The sequence below is a fragment of the Haloarcula sp. H-hyl6 genome (genome assembly GCF_056934455.1).
The window spans coordinates 748263-765891 of the sequence record NZ_JBRIIK010000002.1 but is presented as its reverse complement, the minus strand read 5'-3'; the positions used below and the strand labels follow the sequence as shown (position 1 = coordinate 765891).

The following is a 17629-nucleotide window of genomic DNA, read 5'->3' as shown; positions in this document are numbered from 1 at the left end:
TCTCACAGCAGCATCGCGACGGCGGTCAGACTCGCGCCGGTGAGGACGACGGAACTCCAGAGCGCCACGCGGGAGGCGAACTGCCGGTTCGACCCCGGGGCCGTCAGCGCCGCTTTCACGACGATGCTGGCCGCCGTCGCGACGAGAATGGCTATCATCGCCGTCTGCTCCCCGATAGCGCCGCCGCGGTACAGGAGGACCGCCGAGGTGGTCGCACCCGCGCTGGAGACGAGGCCGCTGAGCGCCGACGTGACGTAGAGGCCCGCCGTCCCGAAACGCGCGCTCGCGATACCGCCGATGACGACCACCAGCAGGAACACGCCCCCGAAGGCGAGGGCGTTCTGCAGGGAGAACGGGCTCTCCATGTCCATCTCGACCGTCTCGCTCCAGTCGGCGGTGTACGCCGCGACCACCACGCTCCCGACGATGACCGCCGAGAGCGGGACGACGGCCGCGAGCAAGACGCCGTTCTCCAGCGAGAACACGACGGCGATGAGCAGGTTCCGGAGGGCCATCGCGGCGTCGGCAAGCAGGATGGCGGCGACGGCGTAGGACGTGGCGTCCGGCCGCTGTTTGACGTGGTCGAGCATCGTCCCGACGACGGCCGTCGACGAGGCGAGGCCGCCGAAGAAACCGGTGATGGCGATGCCCCGCCCGCCGTAGCTCTGGACGACGGCGTAGTTGACGATGCCGATGCCGGCGACGAACACGACCATCAGCCAGATGACGCGGAGTTCGACGGCGATGTCGAGCAGACCGCCCGGGACTTCCACGGGGTCGGCCGGCAGGAGCGGGTAGATAACGAACGCCAGAATAGCGAACTCGGTGGCCGACCGCAACTCCTGCCTGGAGAGCCCCCCCGCGAAGGTGTGCAGTTCCCGCTTGAGGACGAGCAACAGCGACGAGAGGACGGCGACGGTCACGCCTTCGAGGGTGTAACCGCTGGCGATGAGCGCACCGACACCGTAGGCGACGAGCATCGACACCGAGGTGGTCAGCGAGAGCGCCTCCTCCTCCTGCAGGAGACCCTGCACCGCGAGCAAGACGCCCTGAACGATGACGAGGACGCCGCCGACGACCAACAGCGTCTCGCTCTCGACGATGGTGAAGACGGCTGCGAGGAGGCTTATGAGCGCGAATGTACGGATTCCTGCCGACTTCTGCGACCACTCTCGCTCCATCCCGAGGAACATCCCTAGGGCCCCGGCCAACAAGATGCGAAGAACGGCCGTGTCCACGGGAAACGACGACAACTGAATCGGAACAGTCACACTACCGCTACAAGGTGAGGGGATAAAACACTCTGGCCGGCGACAGCACACCTTTTTGCCGACCGGTGTGAAACCGGGACCCATGGCGCAGTACGACGTGGACGTTGACTGGCCCCGGGCCTTCTGGATTGGGTTCGGGACCGTACTCGTGGCGACGCTCCTGTTCGTCCTCTACACGTTCATCGGCACTTTCGTCTTCGGCGTCTTCCTCTACTACGCGACGCGACCGCTGTACCGGCGTGTCTACCGGCGGGTCCGACAGCGAACGCTCGCGGCACTCCTCTCGCTGTTCCTCCTCGCCTTCCCCGTCATCGCGCTGTTGTACTACACAATCGCCATCGCCCTCCAGGAGTTCGAGCGGTTCGCGGACACCGCCGACATCGGTCCCTACGCCGACGTCGTGGAACCGTACCTCAACGTCTCCGACGTCGTCCAGAACCCGCAGGCGCTCCTCTCCGACGCCGCCGGTCCCGGCACGGTTGTCGATACGCTCGGCCAGTTCGTGAACTACCTCGGGTTCGTCGGCACCGGCCTCGTCCACGTCTTCGTGATGTTCGCGTTCGCGTTCTACCTGCTCCGGGACGGTCCACGACTCGCCGAGTGGGCGAAGAACTTCCTCGACCACCGCGGCGTCCTCGACCGGTACTTCCACGAGGTCGACCAGAGTTTCCACAAGGTCTTCTACGGGAACATCCTCAACGCCATCGTCACCGGTGCCATCGGTGCGATTGCGTTCAGCGTCGTCGACTTCGTCGCACCCCCGGGCCTCTCGGTTCCCTACCCCGCGCTGACCGGTCTGCTCGCCGGGGCCGCGAGTCTCATCCCCATCATCGGGATGAAAATCGTCTACGTGCCGATGGCGGCCTACCTCGGTGTGCAGGCCGCGTTCGGGCCCGGAGAGTGGTGGTTCGTCGGCCTGTTCGTCGGCGTCGCGTTCGTCGTCGTCGACACCATCCCGGACCTGCTCGTCCGCCCGTACGTCTCCAGCGGTGCGTCGTTCTCTCTGGGCCGGTTCGGCGCACGGGACGCCGACGAGGAGGTCCAACCGGGACTGCACACGGGGACGCTGATGTTCGCGTACATCCTCGGGCCGTTCCTCTTCGGGTGGTACGGTATCTTCCTCGCGCCGATGATTCTGGTCCTCGTCGTCCACTTCGCACGGTTCGTCCTCCCCGAACTCATCGAGGGGGAGCGGATTCGGCCGCAGGCAGTCGACCCGACGAACCTCATCGGCGAGGAAGTCGGCGACGTGGAAGAAGATAGAGCAGTGGCCGAGAGCGAGCACACGACGGCCAGCGCGACCAGCGGGTCTGTGAGCGGTTCGACGCCGCCAGCGGGGTCGGACGACCCCGAAGCCGGGTGACGCGTCAGAGGTCGACGTACTGGTTCTCCCAGTCGCGCCGGGCGTCTATTTCCCGACGGCCGCGCCGCGTCAGGGTGTAGAAGTTGGTCCGCCGGTCGCGCTGCCCTTTCTCGACGAGGCCCTTGTCGACCAACGTGTCGAGGTTCGGGTACAGTCGACCGTGATGAATCTCTTTCTCGTAGTACGCCTCTAGCTCCTCCTTTATCGCGAGCCCGTGTGGCTCTTCTCGACCCGAGATGACGTAGAGGAGGTCACGCTGGAAGCCTGTCAGGTCGTGCATCGCTCTGTTCTATACTACTATTATTGTCTAAATCGTTTAAATGTGTCGAATCGGAGGGTTTCGCGAGCTACTGGAACACGTCCCTCGCGTATTCGGCCGTTTCGACGTTTTTGAATCGCAATTTATCCTCACGAGATTCGAGTCAACATTACATCATACCGTCGGAGGTGATGCCGACGATATTATTTGTCGTCGCCGCCAAGACAGAGTATGCCAGAAGAGATTCTGTTCGAGACGGAACAGCGCATGAGCAGAGACGCCGTCGCCGACTACCTGCGGTCGCTGGCCGATTCGATTGGGGCCGGCGGCGACGTGACGCTGCGCGCCGGCGACCAGTCCGTGTCGCTCGACCCACCGGCGGACGTGGAGTTCGAGGTGAAGGCCGAACGGGAGGGGCCGACGGACGGCAACGGCGAACTGAGCATCGAAGTCGAACTCGAATGGCCCGAGGACGCCTCCGGCGGCGAAGCGGGCGCTGGCGAGTTACACATCGAGTGAGGAACGCGGAACGTGGCTGTCGCTTTTCTCGTGTTGTGCAGCGAAGTAAGTGGAAAGCGGTCGCGAAAAACGCGACCGCTTGCCGCCCTGAATTGGTCCCCGCTGACGCTTCGGCCCTCCAAGCGAAGCGTCACTTGACACGAAGAGGGTGATGAACTTAAAAGTACCGGCACCCGCTCAGTGGTGTTAGTTACCAAACTCGAGCCGCGCGGAATAATCGTACTCAGATGTGTTCTTCCTCCAGTACCCACCCCAGCGCCCGCTTGTAGTGGGTGAACATCATCCTGACTCGCTCGTGACGCATCTCGTCACTCGCTAACTGTTCGGCGAGGAACTCGTACTGGTCGCGCACTTCGTCTTCCGAGCGCATGGGGTGGTCCTACGAACCGCTCGCGGAACAAACTTGAGGGCGGCGAGCGGAGAGACCGTATGAAGATTCGCGGGGACCGGGAGTGCCAGTCCTGCGGGACCCGGTGGTCGTACTACGACACCGGTAGCGTCGCGTGTCCGGACTGCGGGAGCGTCCACAGCGTCGGCGTCGACGAACGAACGGAACACACCGACGCGCCCGTCTCGCTGGACCTGACCCCAATCAGGAACCGTATCGACGAGGACCCGTTGGAAGACGTGGCCACCGCCGCGGCCGAAACCTGCCGCGAGTACACCCGCAAGCGCGGGTTCATCGACACGGGAACGCTCGAACCGCTCGACGAGACGTACGTCGCGGCGGTCGAACTGCAACACGTCGCCAGCGCCGTCGCCCGAGAGATGCGCCCGAGCGACGCCGCCGAACTGTACTTCTTCGACCTGTTGGGCGGGGCCGACGCCGGTGAACGACCCGGGGCCGACGAGGTACCGACCGAACTTCGGACGGCCTTCGGACTGGCGATGGCCACCGCGGTCGAACGGTATCAGTCCGACGTGCGACGGTATCTCGACGACCACCCCAACGAGCAGGGCCGACAGCTATCGGGTCGCATCCGCGACCACCGGAAGCGCGTCGAGGCGCTGGACGGCGACGTAGACCCCTCGAACGCGAACCGCTTGCTCCACGCCGCCCGTGACCTCGGCCGGTTCGTCGGACAGGGCGACGAGAGCGCCTACGTCACCGCCGACAACTGGTTGAGCGGGCTCGACGGCGACGGGGACTGAGGGCTGTCACCGGAACCGCTGGAGTAGGCGGCGGTCCATGCAGTTCTCCGGAACCGTCTCTCGCCACGCGACGCGCTCGATGCCCTCGTCGGCGAGTCCGGGGTCCGCCGCGAGCGTCGTGTCCGCCGGCGTCGCCCAATAAGTCCCGAAGTGGAACTGCGTCTCGCGGGTGCCGTCGGTGAGCGTCACCTCGGTCACTGCGAGCAGTTCGCCGACGGAAACGTCGACGCCGGCCTCCTCCCGCACCTCACGGACCAGCGCCGTCTCGCGGGTCTCGCCTGTTTCGACGCCGCCGCCGGGGAGTTTCCACGTCTCGTCCTCGTAGACGAGGAGGAGACGGTCCGCGGTGTCCTCGACGAGTGCGCCGACGCCCCACTCCAGTCCGCCCTCGACGCGGCGCTGGAACGACTCGAACGCGGGCGTCGCGACCCGTCTGGTGACCGCCCGGGTGAACGCATCGTCCTCGAAAGCGTCCAGCGATGGCATCTACGGGAGGTCGACCTGAACGTCGTGCTGAAGGCCCGCCGCCTTGACCGTGTTGTAGAGGAGCATCGCCCGCGTCATCGGGCCGACGCCGCCGGGGACGGGCGTGATGGCTCCCGCCACCTCCTTCGCGCTCTCGTACTCGACGTCGCCGACCAGTTCGTACCCCTTCTCGGTGTCGGCGTCGACGCGGTTGATTCCCACGTCGATGACCGTCGCCCCCTCGCCGACCATGTCGCCGTCTATCATCTCGGGGACGCCGGCCGCAGCGACGAGGATGTCGGCGTTTCGGGTCTTCTCCGCGAGGTTCTGGGTCCGGGAGTGACACACGGTGGTCGTCGCGTTGCCGCCCGGCGCCTTCTGGATGAGGAGGTTCGCCATCGGCTTGCCGACGATGTCCGACCGGCCGACCACGACGGCGTCCTTGCCCTCGGTGTCGACGCCGGCGGACTCGATGAGCTTCTGGATGCCGTGGGGGGTACAGGGCTTGTAGCGAGCGTCGCCGGCGACCAGTCGGCCGACGTTCTCCGGGTGGAAGCCGTCGACGTCCTTCTCGGGGTCGATGGCCCGCAGGACCTCGCGGTCGGAGACGTGGTCCGGCACCGGCATCTGGACGAGGATGCCGTTGACGTTCTCGTCGTCGTTCAGGTCGTCGATGGTGTCGTACAGTTCGCTCGCGTCGGCGTCGGGGTCGATTTCGATGTCGATGGCCTCGATGCCCACTTCCGCGCAGTCGTCCTGCTTCATCGAGACGTACGTCTCGCTGGCCGGGTCGTCGCTCATCAGGACCGTCGCCAGCGACGGCTGGACGCCTTCGTCTTCGAGTTGGTCGATGGCCGTCGAGAGGCCCGAACGGACGTCCTCGGCGACGGCGTTGCCGTCGATAATCTCTGTCATCACGTGGAGAGGGACACGGAGGGGCCAAAAACGTCACTATGACGTACCCGTCACAGCGGGCGGGAGCGCCCGCAAGACCTCCTCGGGACACGTCTCGGCTTCCCTCACGGACCCGCCTCGGCATCGACCTGCCGGCGTTCGCGCCCCTGAGAGACGGCCCGCGTCGCGCCGCTCGGGACGCTCACGACCATCGCCTGCCCGCCGTAACCGTGGGTCTGGTCGTGCCCACGGACCACGACACCGGCTCCGGGACGGCGACGGTCTCCGACCGGGTGAACGGCGCCGTCGAGTGAGCGTGTATCAGGTCGCGCCGCCCGAGTCGGTCCCCGTCGAGGGTCTCGACCTGCCACCAGTTCGCGTACCCCTCCTCGCCGTCGTCGTCCTCAGAAATCTCTGATTTCTGATGGGGTGCACAAGAGCGACGCTCTTGTGAACGTCGTGGTACAGCGTCACGTCGAAGCGGTACTCGCCGCCGCCTTCGTCGGCGAGTTCGACGGCGGTGACGTTGGCCTCGCGGAGGTCGAGCGTCGGCGTTCCCGTCCCCGGGGTAGTGGTTACGGCAGACGAGTCGCCCGTGGACGTGTCTGCCGGGTCGCCCGTTCCCACACTGTCCCCGTCGGTTCCCGAACTGCCAGCGGGCGTCTCACCGCACCCCCTACTGTCGAGGCGACGCCGACGGCGGCAGTCAGGACGCTACGGCGAGACGGCATACGTGACTGTTCGGAGCGAGAGAAGAAAAAGAATCGGCGTGCCGTCAGCGGTGCCGCTCAGTCGTAGAGGGTGTACTCGTCGGTGAGTTCGTCGACGCGCTGACTGACCTCGGCGACGACGTCGTCGTCGTGGGGCGCGTCGACGACCTCGTAGATGAGGTCGGCGACTTCCCGGCAGGCCTCCTCGTCGAACCCGCGGGTCGTGAGACCGGGGGTGCCGGCGCGGATGCCCGAGGGGTTGAACGCCGACCGCGTCTCGCCGGGGACGGTGTTGGCGTTGAGGACGATGCCGGCCTCCTCCAGACTCTCCTCGACTTCCTTGCCGGTGGTGTCCGGGTGGGAGGGGCGGAGGTCGACGAGGACGAGGTGGTTGTCGGTGCCGCCCGAGACGAGGTCCAGACCGTGTTCCTGCAGACGGTCGCCGAGGGCCTTCGCGTTGGCGACGGTCTGTTCGGCGTACTCCTCGAACCCGGGGTCCAGCGCCTCGCCGAAACCGACGGCCTTGCCCGCGACGTTGTGCATCAGCGGGCCGCCCTGCGACCCGGGGAAGACGGCCGCGTCGATGTCGCTGGCGTACTCCTCGTCGCACATGATGATGCCGCCGCGGCCGGCGCGGATGGTCTTGTGCGTGCTCCCGGTGACGAAGTCGGCGATGCCCACCGGCGACTCGTGGACGCCGGCGGCGACCAGTCCGGTGATGTGAGCGATGTCCGCGAGGTGGTAGGCGTCGACGGCGTCGGCCGTCTCCTGAATCCGCTCGAAGTCGACTTCGCGCGGGTACGCGGAGTAGCCCGAGACGATGATGTCCGGGTCGTACTCCTCGGCGTGTTCGTGGAGGCCTTCGTAGTCGATGTAGCCGCTCTCCTCGTCGACCTCGTACTGCTCGACCTCGTAGACCTGCCCGGCGAAGTTCGCCGGGTGGCCGTGCGAGAGGTGGCCACCGTGGGTCAGGTCCAGCGAGAGAATCTTGTCGCCGGGTTCGAGGACGCCGAGGTAGACGCCCATGTTCGCCTGCGACCCGGAGTGGGGCTGGACGTTGACGTGTTCGGCGCCCCACAGTTCCTTCGCGCGGTCGATAGCCAGTTCCTCGACGTCGTCGGCGTACTCACAGCCACCGTAGTAGCGCTCGCCGGGGTAGCCCTCGGCGTACTTGTTCGTCAGTTCCGAACTCTGGGCCTCCATGACGGCCTCGGAGACGTGGTTCTCGCTCGCAATCATCGCCAGCGTGTCGTTCTGGCGCTCGCGCTCGCCTTCGAGTGCGTCTGCTACGGCGGGGTCCGTCTCGCGGACGGTGTCGTAGGTCATATGGTGGCTTCGGGGACCCCCGGTCAATAATCTACCTCTTGCCCGAGAGCGTGTGACCCACTGTCAATAGCTCGGTCCGGCACGCCCCCGCGCGGTCGTGTCACCACAGTTATCAGTATATATATGGTGCATAAGGTCACAGTCCATATCACATGGTCACCTGGGGGGTGACGGGTCGGCGCGTTTCTGGGGAGAACCGCACACCCGTCAGCGACGGTGGGTCGAGACACCGAAGCGTACTGCTAGAACAGTTGACTGACCCGCGAGAGCGGACCGAGGACCCGATTCCGCGGTCGACTGACGAAAGCTACACCGGGGAGACGGCGCGACTCGCCTTGCCCAGCGAGGACGTCACGGTCACCGCACTAGACTGCGACGCACAGTACCACCTCGCCACCGCCTCGGAGTTGCCCGACGGACCCTTCCTCCTGAGCGGCACCGTCGAAGTGACACCCGAGTGTGCCACCGACGACCCGCTAGCAGCAGAGCAAGTCCGACTGTACGTTCGGTTCGACGGTCCGGCGTCGCTCCGACCGACCTGCGACGGTACGGTCCTCTCGCTGTGGGAGTCGAAGTCGGTCACGGTCGGGTTCGCGGAGACGACGGCGGACCGCCCGCGCGTACAGGTTCCCGAGACGGTAGCAGGCCTCGCGACCGGCATCTCCTGTCTGAGCGCGGCCCACCACACCACAGCGCCCTCTCGGTCCCACCCGACACAGCGGGACCACCCGCCCCTGCTGACGACGGGCGAGACGGTGTCGATTCCCGCCGCCGTCGGGACACAGCGCCCCGATACGGGCGTCGAACTCCGCCTTCCGTCGACCGTCGAGTCGCTGTTCGTCGCGGCACCGCTGGCGTACTACCTCGGTGCCGAAGTCTGCGCCGAAGAGCGCGACCGAGCGGTGTTGACCGCCGCGGGGACCGACATCAGGCGAGAGTTCGACCCCTTGCCGACGTTCCAAGAGGAGGTTGCCGACCTCCTGCGGACGGTGTTCTACCTCGACTGTCTGGTCCGTCGGTTGCACCCCGAGTCCGCACCGGAGGTTCTCGACGCCTGTTCGCTCGACCCGGACGCGGTGCGAGCGCTGTCCCCAGCGGGGCGACTCGAACGGTACCTGTCGGTGCCGACCGAGACGGTGCGGGAGGCGGCCCCCGAGTGGCACCTCTCGACGCACGCGCGCCCCTCGCTCGACCGGGCGCGGTGTCTCCCCTTCCTGCTGGACAAACTGAGTCTCGTCTTCCTACCCGAGGCGGCCGAACTCGACCGGTGTGACCTCCTCGACAGGACGCTCTCGGACGCCTACCCGACCCGCGGCACCGCCGGGGGACCGACGGTGATGGACCCGGGGCGCGGGACCGGACGGGTGCAGGCGTGGTTGGCCCCCGGAACGCCCATCGACGCGTTCAAGACGACGCCGACGGCCTACGAGAACCGCTACCGGTTCCGAGAGCGAGACACCGACCGGTTGCAGGTCTCGGTCGTCCTGAACGACACCGCCATGTCCGACGAACACGACACCGTCACGGACATCTACCGGGCGGCGGACCTCCCGATGGACGTGACCGTCACCGAGGGGCTGACGCGGGCCGAACTGGCCGACGTCTTCGAGAGCGAGAACGACTTCGTCCACTTCATCGGCCACTGCGAGGACGACGGCCTCGAATGTCCCGACGGGCCCTTGTCGGTCGCGGACATCTCCGCCGCTCGGACGCGCACCTTCTTCCTCAACGCCTGTGGCTCCTACGACGAGGGGTTGGCGCTCGTCGAACGCGGGTCCGTGGCCGGAGCGGTGACGTTCAACGACGTCCTCGACCGCCACGCGGCGATGGTCGGGACGGCGTTCGCGCGACTGCTGAGCAACGGTTTCAGCATCCAACGGGCGCTGCAACTGGCCCGGCGACGAATCATGATGGGCAAAGACTACGCCGTCGTCGGCGACGGGACGTACGCGCTGTTGCCGAGCCCCGCAGAACCGGTCGTCGTCTGGGTGAGCGAGACTGCGGACGGCTACGACCTCGTCTGTGAGGTGATGACCCTACAGGCCGGCGAGAGCTACGCGCTCCCGTTCGAGGACGAGGTCGCGCTGAACGGGCGGCGAACCGAACTGTCCGTGTCGGCGGACACGCTCCGCGACACGCTCGAATCAATCTCGGTCCCGGTCATCTTCGAAGGGGAGTTCCACTGGTCCGAACACCTCGTCGACCGTCTCGGCGAATCGGCGTGAGACCACCACCATTATCAACGAGGCGAACTGGGAGGCGAATAGCGGCACTGAACGGCTACGAATAGCCCCCTCTAGTTTCGTTTTTTGATAGTCGGAACGGCACCTATATTTAGTGCGTCGAAACGGTGCCTGTGGCCGAATATTCAAGAATTCAACTCGAACCGGCCGATGAAATTAAATGGTTCAAAGCACAATACATACATTGGGACAATGAGTGCAACCCTACTGGACGACGACGTCGGAGCCACGCTGTCGTCGGTGTTCGACGGCGCCGACACCCCGGTGTACGTCGTCAACCCAGACCGAGACACCATCTCGGCGCTCGTGACGACGCTGGACGAACAGGACGACCCACCGGAGGTCAGATTACTCGCGGACGAACGAGCGCTGAAAGACGTCATGGACGACTTCCTCGTGGCGAGTACGGCCGCCGACCTCGTCGAGGCCGGCGACCTCTCGATGCGCCTCCTCACCGACGTACCGACCCACTCGGTCGCCGTGAGGGACGACGCCGTGTACGCGCTGGTGACGATAGGCGACGCCGTCGGCGGACTGGGCACCGACGACGGCGACTTCGTCGACGACGCGTACGGCTACTACGAGACGGCGTGGGACGACGCCGAGACGTACTCGCTCCGGACGCCGCCGATTTCGACGGTCCGTAGCACCCTCGAATCGGAAATCGGAGCGGAGGCCGCGGCCGACTTCGACAGCGTCCTCGGGTCGCTGGCGACGGCGCGGGGCGACGGCGACGGACTGGACGAAGTCACCATCAGTCTGCTGGTCGCCGCGAAGAACGGCGAACTGCTGTACGACATCAGTAAGTGGGGCGAGGACGTCGGCCTCGCGAGCAAGGCGACGTTCTCCCGGACGAAGACCAAACTCGAAGACATGGGCCTCATCGACACGGAGAAGGTGCCAATCGACGTAGGCCGACCGCGACTCCGCTTGATGCTCGGCGACGAGCGACTGGAGGACGCCGACGCCGACGAACTGGCGACGGTCGCACAGAGCCTGCTGGCCGCATAGGTTTTTCCGCCCCCTCCGTGTTTGCCCGGACATGACCACTGTCGAAGTCGTCGGTGACGGCCCGGCCGTCGAGTCGCTGGTCGCGGCGCTGTCGGACGCGCCCGTGGATGTGGTCCGCCGTGACGACCCGCTGACCCGAACGGTGGACCTCGGCGTCGTCGTCGGGCAGGTCACGTCGGACCTGTTCGACGTCGCGGACGAACGCGCGAGAACGACGGACACCCCGTGGGTCGCCGTGGAACTCGGCGGCATCGGCGGCGTCCCCGTCGTCGACGCCGCAGTCTCGGGATTCGGGCCGCAGACCGGCTGTTACGACTGCTTGCGGAATCGGGTTCGAGCGAACGTCGACCGACAGGACGACCCCGCGGAGGCCCCGGCAGGCGGGACCCAGCGGTTCGCCGGTGCAGTCGCCGGTCGTCGGGTGGCGCAGGCCCTCACCGGCGAGAGCGTCGTCGTCGGCACCGTCCTCGAACTCCCCTATACCGAGCGCCAGTTTCTCCCGGTACCGGGATGTGACTGCACCGGCGCGTCGCGGTGGGGCCTCGCGCACACGGGCGAGAGCGACCACGAACGCGAAGCGCTCGCTCGGGCGGAGGCGGGACTGGACGAACGCGTGGGCGTCGTGCGCAACGTCGGGGAGGCCGAGTCCTTCCCGGCACCGTACTACCTCGCGTCCCTCACGGACACCGAGGGGTTCAGCGACGTGACGGCCCCCCAACAGGCCGCCGGCGTCGCGAGCGACTGGGACTCGGCGTTCATGAAGGCGCTCGGCGAGAGCTACGAGCGGTACGCGGCCGGTGTCTACCGAGCGGCGTCGATGCCGTCGGGCACCGCCGAGGCCGTCGAGGACGCGCTCGACCCGTCCGAGTTCGTCGCACCGAGCGACGGCGAGTGGGGCGGCGGGACCGAACTGCCGTGGGTGCCCGTCGAGAACCTTGCTACCGGCGAGCGACGGCACGCGCCGGCCGAAGTCGTCGTCTATCCCCCGCCGTCCCGGTCCGTCCGCCCGGCCACGACCACCGGTCTCGGGCTGGGGAGTTCGGAGACGGACGCACTGCTGTCGGGCCTCTACGAGGTGGTCGAACGCGACGCGGCGATGCTGTCGTGGTACTCCACCTACGACCCCCTAGAGGTAGTCGTCGAGGACCACGAGACGTTCGACGCACTGCGACGGCGGGCGCGCTCGGAGGACCTCGACGTGACGACGCTGTTGCTCACGCAGGACGTCGACGTCCCCGTGGTCGCAGTCGCCCTCGAACGGGAGACGTGGCCGAAGTTCGCGCTGGGGTCGTCGGCCCGACTGGACCCCGCGGCGGCGGCCGCCGGTGCGCTCGAAGAGGCCGTTCAGAACTGGATGGAACTCCGAGGGATGGGACGGGAAGAGGCACGAGACGCCGACGGTGCCATCGGACGGTACGCCGACCGGCCGGACGACGCAGCCTCGCTCACCGAGACGGAGGCCGCCGTCCCCCTGTCGAGCATCGGCCCGAAGTCGCCTCCCACCGGCGCGGCCGAACTCGACGCACTCGTCGACCGAGTGGTCGAAGCGGGACTCACTCCGTACGCGAGTCGCCTCACCACGCCGGACGTAGCGCAGATGGGCTTCGAGGCGGTGCGCGCGTTCTGCCCGACGGCCCAACCGCTCTTCTTCGACGACGGCTACTTCGGGGCACGTGCAGAGCGAGTGCCCGAGGACCTCGGGTTCGAACCGCGACTCGGTCGGGCGCACCATCCGTTCCCCTGAGGTGGGGCACCGATTCGTTTATTCCGGTGGGGGCGGTAGTTACTGACGCGTGTGAGTCGGTAGCACGCGACACGACAAGCAATGGTAACCGAGTTCGAACTCCCGTGTAGCGATTGCGGACACGACCTCGTCCGCGTCGAGACGACGGCGACGGACGGGTCGCCGTTGACAGTCGCGGAGTGCCCGAACTGCGGGGTCCGACACTACCCCGAGTCGGCGCTGCGTCAGTTCTGAGTCAGATGGCGAACGTGGCCCGCAACATGTCGCGCGTCCCGGGACCGAGTCCGACCGCGGTGACGGCGACGAGCAACAGCAACGCGTAGCGAGGACTCTCCTCCATGAACTCCTCGTTGAACAGCCAGACGACCAGCGACGCGACGACGAGTTTCACGAGGAGGAACGGCCACGACGTCCCGACAGCGGCCGTCAGCCCCGCCGGTTGGAGCGCTTCCGTCGTGGCGATGATGAAGGCGTTCGCTGGGTGCTTCGGGTAGTAGGTGAGCGGGACGTTCAGCACGTCCAGCCAGTCCGCGAGGACGACGTTCGCCACGCCGTCGATGGCGTGACCCCAGATGACGACCAGACCGATGTAACCGGTCCCGTCGTTGACCTCCGGCGCGTAGGCCTCGAAGGCGCGGTAGAGCCCGTAGGACAGCACCGTCGCAATCCCGACGGTCGTGAGCAGGACCGAGGGGTACAGCGTCGAGTACTCCGTCGTCAGCGCAACCCCGGTCAGATAGAGGAGCGTCGCGACGACGAGGACGGTCCCGACGGTCGCCGTCGCGCGGTAGTAGCTGTCGACGTATCCCTCGCGGTCCAGTCGGAGACAGACCACGAGCGTCACCAGCGTCATGACGAACAGCGTCCCGTAGATGACCGGGCTGATGATGAGCGAACTGAGCGGGTAGTCGACGATGGGCGCGAACCCGGCGTCCAGCGCCCGGTCGGTCGCGTCCTCGACGGTCCGGAGCGCCCCGCCGAGCAGCATGAACGGGACGAAGGCGAAGTACAGTTTCGGGTCCTCGGCTATCTCCAGACGGTCCAAGAGGAGGTAGACGCCGACGAGCATGTACACCAGAATCAGCATGTACCCCACCTCGGAGACGACGGTGTAGCCCGGTTCGGCGACGATGCGCCCGCTCTCGACGGCGGCCGTACAGCCCTCGTAGAGCGGCTCCGGGCCGCTCTCGGTCAGGACCGCACAGCTCGCGGCCATCGCGTCGGCGTACACCGGCCCCCAGAAGTAGTGCCAGAGGAACTGGTCCCAGACGACGCGGGGGGCGGCGAGAACCGCGCCGAACCCGACCACGATGACGGCGACGAACGACGCGACCCAGAGCCGTCCGGCCCCGTACTCGTCGACGACCTGCTCGAACGTGTCCATGGGCCAGTGACCGTCGTGCGTCGGTTTCAGGTTTCCGGTCGCGTGCGTCGGACCTGCGACACCGCACCGCCTGTTCGGGGCCTGCCGGTCACTCCAGCGCCTCGGTGCCGGCGGCCACCAGTTCGTCGTGTGCCTCCCCGTTGGAGGCGACGAGCGTCTCGCTCTCGTGGGACCACCGCTCGCCGTCGAGGTCCGTCACCGTCCCGCCGGCCTGTCTAACCATGTGGACGCCGGCGACGGTGTCCCACGGGTACATCGGCTTCGTACAGACTGCGCCCTCCAGGGCACCGTCGGCGACGAACGCGAGCGTCGCCTGAAAGCTCCCGAGGCGCCGCATGTCGCCGAACCGCTCGACGACGGCCGTGCAGAGGCGACCGAACTCCGCCCGGTCGTCGCGGTCCCACCACCCGACCGGCGCGACGGCGAACGTCTCGGGGTCGGACCGCTCGCTCACCGTCAGCGTCGCCCCGTCGCGGGTCGCGCTCTCCGGGCCCGCGGCGAACAGGTCCCCGGCCGCCGGCATGTAGGTCGCCGACCCGACGGGTTCCCCGTCTTGGACCGCGGTGACACTCGTCGCCCACGTGCGGTTGCCTCGAACGAAATTCGCGGTCCCGTCTATCGGGTCGACGACCCACGCGACCCCACTGTCCGGAATCTCGTCGAGGACGGTCGGCGTCGTCTCGCCGGTCTCCGGCCCGCTCAGCGCGACAGCCTCCTCCTCGAGGACGAACGCGTCGCTGGGGAACTCCTCACGGACGGTGGCGACGACCTGTGCCTGCGCGTCCCGGTCGGCCTCGGTCACGAGGTCGTTCTTGTTCGTCTTGGTCTCGACGGCGAGGTCACCGCGGAACGCTTGGCGGGCGACGACGCCCCCGGCCCGGGCGGCGCGTTCGGCCAGCGCCGCTCGGTGATGTGCATCCGACATGCCCGAGGGTGACAGTCCCGGCCCCTTTACCACCTCGGTATCCAGCAAACGGTGGCTACGTCTCGCCGTCGGCCTCGTCGACGGCGTCGAGGATAGAGCGAGCGATGTCTCGCGCTTCCTCCGGCGTGTACAGTACCTGATTTCCGAGCGACTGCTCGATGCGGACGTAGTCGTCGTCCGCCTCGATGGAGAAGAACGCCGTGTTCTCCAGCGGTGGCACTCGGATACCCGAACCGTCTGCTTGGTCGGTAGCCATGTGTGTCATTATCTCACGTCGCCGTATAAAGCTACTCATATGTTAGAGAACGGCAGACGTACCCAGAAGCGTGAGAGCGCGACACACAGTATTCTGGAGTTTTTGAGCGCTGAATTCGCCGGAGTGCCGGTGAGGCTATGCCGTGGTCCGAGTCGGCGCTCCGTGACCATTCGTCGGGCGGTATCCGAGCGCCGACAGACGCCTCTCGACGGGTTCTGGTCGGAGAGTTGCGAGGGAAGACCGCTCCGTGCGAGTCTTCCGGCACTGTGTGCGAGGGACCGCGGTCGGTCCAACAGTGCGAGGGAAGGGATTTGAACCCTTGGACCCCTACGGGAGCGGATCTTGAGTCCGCCGCCGTTTCCTGGCTTGGCTACCCTCGCACGCGTGTCTCGCATTCCGTTCTGACGGCGGTGTGGTATAAATGTCGTACGGAACGGACCGCAGGGGCAAACGCCTAACAGCGTGGAACGAGAGAGTCGGCGTATGGCGTCTCCCACCGTCCTCTTCCAACTGGGCGGGGCCCTGCCGGTCGTCGGCGTCCTTCTGACGTTGCTCGTCGTCGCCCTCGCCGTCTACGCGCTTCGGGACGACGAAGGGTACCACGACCCCGGTAGCCCGGACGGGACCGTGGTCTGTCCCCGCTGTCACCACTCGACGGCCGCCACCGAGAGCGTCTGCCCCGAGTGTGGGGAGACGCTCTGAGGACCGGTGGATTGACCCATGCAGGCCTCGAACGTAAGCCATGGACGAACACACGCGGGACGCCAGCGTCGGCCCGCCCGAGGGTGACCCGGCCGGGTGGCGGGCGGACGGGCAGTGGGAGCACGCGACGCTGCGACGGGCCGTCGTCCACGGCGTCCGCCTGTACAACGCCGGGGAGTTCCACGAGTCACACGACTGCTTCGAGGACGAGTGGTACAACTACGGCCGCGGGTCCACGGAGAGCAAGTTCCTCCACGGGATGGTGCAGGTGGCCGCCGGCGCGTACAAACACTTCGACTTCGAGGACGACGACGGGATGCGCTCGCTGTTCCGCACCTCCCTGCAGTACTTCCGCGGGGTGCCCAACGACTACTACGGCGTGGACTTACTCGACGTCCGGACGACGGTCAACAACGCCCTGAACGACCCGAGCGTCCTCGACGGATGGCAGATACGACTCGACGGCGGCTACCCGGTCGCCGACGAGACGGACTTCGCGTTCGCCGAGGAGTTGGACTGACACCGTTTCCCCGTTCGGGGCGGCCGCCCACGACCTACCGAGCGGAATCCACACGACTCTAATGGCCGGGCACACAACTACCGTCGAATGCGAGTGGAACAACTGGGTGACGGTGAGGCGAAGGTCGCCGTCGTGGGCAGCATCCACGGCGACGAGCCGTGCGGCCGGGACGGCATCGAGGCGGTGCTCGCGGACCCGCCGGCCGTCTCGCGGCCGGTGAAGTTCGTCGTCGCGAACGAGGAGGCCCTCGACGCCGACACGCGATACCTCGACACCGACCTGAACCGCGTGTTCCCGGGCGACCCGGAGGCCGACAGCCACGAGAAGCGACTGGCCGCCGACCTGACAGAGGAACTGCGGGACTGCACCGTCCTCTCGCTCCACTCGACCCAGTCCTACGAGGGGATGTTCGCCCTCGTCGACGAGGTGACGCCGATGGTCCGTGACGTCTGCCCGAAACTCTCGGTCGACGCCGTCGTCAAGACCCGCGGTGCCAACGAGGGTCGCATCTTCGCCGCGGCCCCGGACACCGTCGAAGTGGAGTGTGGGTATCAAGGGTCCCCCGAGGCCAGCGTCAACGCAGAGCGGGTCATCCGCGAGTTCCTCGCCGCGACCAACGTCACCGACGACCCGGTCCCGCCCCGTACCGACGCCCTCCCGCTGTTCCAGTTGGGCGACCCGATTCCGAAGGCCGCGGCCGACCAGTACGAGGTCTACGCCCGGAACTTCGAGGAACTCGCCGCGGGCGACACAATCGCCGCGGCGGACGGCGAGCGCGTCGTCGCGGAGGAACCGTTCCACCCGGTCCTCCTCTCGGCCGAAGGCTACGAGGACGTCTTCGGCTACACGGCGACCCACGTCGGCGCTCTCGACTGACCGGCCGGC

At 67.0% G+C, this 17629-nt stretch carries 19 protein-coding genes, 1 tRNA gene and 1 pseudogene; 10 read left to right on the top strand and 11 right to left on the bottom strand.

The window, feature by feature from the left end; translation table 11 throughout:
* Positions 1 to 2: 2 nt before the first annotated feature.
* Complete coding sequence (locus Hhyl6_RS17545) at positions 3 to 1271, bottom strand: MgtC/SapB family protein (protein ID WP_483740538.1); 1269 nt, start codon at positions 1269 to 1271, stop codon at positions 3 to 5.
* A gap of 82 nt (positions 1272 to 1353) precedes the next feature.
* Here Hhyl6_RS17545 and Hhyl6_RS17540 point away from each other — a divergent pair, with 82 nt between their 5' ends.
* The gene (locus Hhyl6_RS17540) at positions 1354 to 2634 is read left to right on the top strand and encodes an AI-2E family transporter (RefSeq protein ID WP_483740537.1); all 1281 of its coding nucleotides are present in this window, start codon (positions 1354 to 1356) and stop codon (positions 2632 to 2634) included.
* Between the two features lie 4 nt (positions 2635 to 2638).
* Here the strand turns inward: Hhyl6_RS17540 and Hhyl6_RS17535 are convergent, their stop codons facing one another.
* Complete coding sequence (locus Hhyl6_RS17535) at positions 2639 to 2914, bottom strand: PadR family transcriptional regulator (RefSeq protein WP_483740536.1); 276 nt, start codon at positions 2912 to 2914, stop codon at positions 2639 to 2641.
* Between the two features lie 210 nt (positions 2915 to 3124).
* On the opposite strand from Hhyl6_RS17535, the gene Hhyl6_RS17530 reads away from it, so the two are divergent.
* Positions 3125 to 3412, top strand: a complete 288-nt coding sequence (locus Hhyl6_RS17530) for an amphi-Trp domain-containing protein (RefSeq protein WP_483740535.1) — start codon at positions 3125 to 3127, stop codon at positions 3410 to 3412.
* A 223-nt stretch (positions 3413 to 3635) separates the two neighbouring features.
* Here Hhyl6_RS17530 and Hhyl6_RS17525 read toward each other — a convergent pair whose 3' ends face one another.
* Positions 3636 to 3782 (bottom strand): hypothetical protein, encoded by a 147-nt coding sequence (locus tag Hhyl6_RS17525; RefSeq protein ID WP_483740534.1) that lies wholly within the window; start codon positions 3780 to 3782, stop codon positions 3636 to 3638.
* A 59-nt stretch (positions 3783 to 3841) separates the two neighbouring features.
* On the opposite strand from Hhyl6_RS17525, the gene Hhyl6_RS17520 reads away from it, so the two are divergent.
* Complete coding sequence (locus tag Hhyl6_RS17520) at positions 3842 to 4564, top strand: DUF7117 family protein (RefSeq protein WP_483740533.1); 723 nt, start codon at positions 3842 to 3844, stop codon at positions 4562 to 4564.
* Positions 4565 to 4570: 6 nt separating this feature from the next.
* Here Hhyl6_RS17520 and Hhyl6_RS17515 read toward each other — a convergent pair whose 3' ends face one another.
* The 4 genes and pseudogenes from Hhyl6_RS17515 to glyA all read right to left on the bottom strand — a co-directional run bounded on the left by Hhyl6_RS17515 (position 4571) and on the right by glyA (position 7959).
* The gene (locus Hhyl6_RS17515) at positions 4571 to 5050 is read right to left on the bottom strand and encodes an NUDIX domain-containing protein (RefSeq protein WP_483740532.1); all 480 of its coding nucleotides are present in this window, start codon (positions 5048 to 5050) and stop codon (positions 4571 to 4573) included.
* Positions 5051 to 5944: a bifunctional methylenetetrahydrofolate dehydrogenase/methenyltetrahydrofolate cyclohydrolase gene (locus tag Hhyl6_RS17510; protein WP_483740531.1), complete on the bottom strand. Its 894-nt coding sequence runs from the start codon at positions 5942 to 5944 to the stop codon at positions 5051 to 5053. It lies immediately after the preceding gene.
* A 104-nt stretch (positions 5945 to 6048) separates the two neighbouring features.
* Positions 6049 to 6550, bottom strand: a pseudogene (locus tag Hhyl6_RS17505) (hypothetical protein).
* A 161-nt stretch (positions 6551 to 6711) separates the two neighbouring features.
* Positions 6712 to 7959, bottom strand: coding sequence for a serine hydroxymethyltransferase (gene glyA, locus Hhyl6_RS17500; protein WP_483740530.1), 1248 nt, complete (start codon positions 7957 to 7959; stop codon positions 6712 to 6714).
* A gap of 251 nt (positions 7960 to 8210) precedes the next feature.
* On the opposite strand from glyA, the gene Hhyl6_RS17495 reads away from it, so the two are divergent.
* The 4 genes from Hhyl6_RS17495 (at position 8211) to Hhyl6_RS17480 (ending at position 13191) form a co-directional block, all read left to right on the top strand.
* Positions 8211 to 10184 carry a hypothetical protein gene (locus Hhyl6_RS17495; RefSeq protein WP_483740529.1) on the top strand — a complete coding sequence of 658 codons (1974 nt, stop codon included), beginning with the start codon at positions 8211 to 8213 and terminating at the stop codon, positions 10182 to 10184.
* A gap of 210 nt (positions 10185 to 10394) precedes the next feature.
* Entirely contained in the window at positions 10395 to 11213 is an 819-nt protein-coding gene (tbsP, locus tag Hhyl6_RS17490; protein ID WP_483740528.1) for a transcriptional regulator TbsP, read from the top strand.
* A 31-nt stretch (positions 11214 to 11244) separates the two neighbouring features.
* A complete protein-coding gene (locus tag Hhyl6_RS17485) occupies positions 11245 to 12957 on the top strand; it encodes a YcaO-like family protein (RefSeq protein WP_483740527.1) in 1713 nt (570 codons plus the stop codon).
* Positions 12958 to 13038: 81 nt separating this feature from the next.
* A complete protein-coding gene (locus Hhyl6_RS17480) occupies positions 13039 to 13191 on the top strand; it encodes a hypothetical protein (protein WP_483740526.1) in 153 nt (50 codons plus the stop codon).
* 1 nt (position 13192) lies between these two features.
* Here Hhyl6_RS17480 and Hhyl6_RS17475 read toward each other — a convergent pair whose 3' ends face one another.
* The 4 genes from Hhyl6_RS17475 to Hhyl6_RS17460 all read right to left on the bottom strand — a co-directional run bounded on the left by Hhyl6_RS17475 (position 13193) and on the right by Hhyl6_RS17460 (position 15902).
* A complete protein-coding gene (locus Hhyl6_RS17475) occupies positions 13193 to 14341 on the bottom strand; it encodes a DUF63 family protein (RefSeq protein ID WP_483740525.1) in 1149 nt (382 codons plus the stop codon).
* Between the two features lie 88 nt (positions 14342 to 14429).
* The gene (locus Hhyl6_RS17470) at positions 14430 to 15266 is read right to left on the bottom strand and encodes an inositol monophosphatase family protein (RefSeq protein WP_483740524.1); all 837 of its coding nucleotides are present in this window, start codon (positions 15264 to 15266) and stop codon (positions 14430 to 14432) included.
* A 55-nt stretch (positions 15267 to 15321) separates the two neighbouring features.
* Entirely contained in the window at positions 15322 to 15522 is a 201-nt protein-coding gene (locus Hhyl6_RS17465) for a hypothetical protein (RefSeq protein ID WP_483740523.1), read from the bottom strand.
* A 296-nt stretch (positions 15523 to 15818) separates the two neighbouring features.
* A tRNA-Leu gene (locus Hhyl6_RS17460) sits at positions 15819 to 15902 on the bottom strand.
* Positions 15903 to 16005: 103 nt separating this feature from the next.
* Here Hhyl6_RS17460 and Hhyl6_RS17455 point away from each other — a divergent pair.
* The 3 genes from Hhyl6_RS17455 (at position 16006) to Hhyl6_RS17445 (ending at position 17620) form a co-directional block, all read left to right on the top strand.
* Positions 16006 to 16224, top strand: coding sequence for a hypothetical protein (locus Hhyl6_RS17455; RefSeq protein WP_483740522.1), 219 nt, complete (start codon positions 16006 to 16008; stop codon positions 16222 to 16224).
* A gap of 40 nt (positions 16225 to 16264) precedes the next feature.
* On the top strand, positions 16265 to 16744 hold the full coding sequence (locus Hhyl6_RS17450; protein ID WP_483740521.1) for a DUF309 domain-containing protein: 480 nt from the start codon (positions 16265 to 16267) through the stop codon (positions 16742 to 16744).
* 87 nt (positions 16745 to 16831) lie between these two features.
* Positions 16832 to 17620: a M14 family metallopeptidase gene (locus tag Hhyl6_RS17445; protein WP_483740520.1), complete on the top strand. Its 789-nt coding sequence runs from the start codon at positions 16832 to 16834 to the stop codon at positions 17618 to 17620.
* The last annotated feature ends 9 nt before the right edge of the window (positions 17621 to 17629 follow it).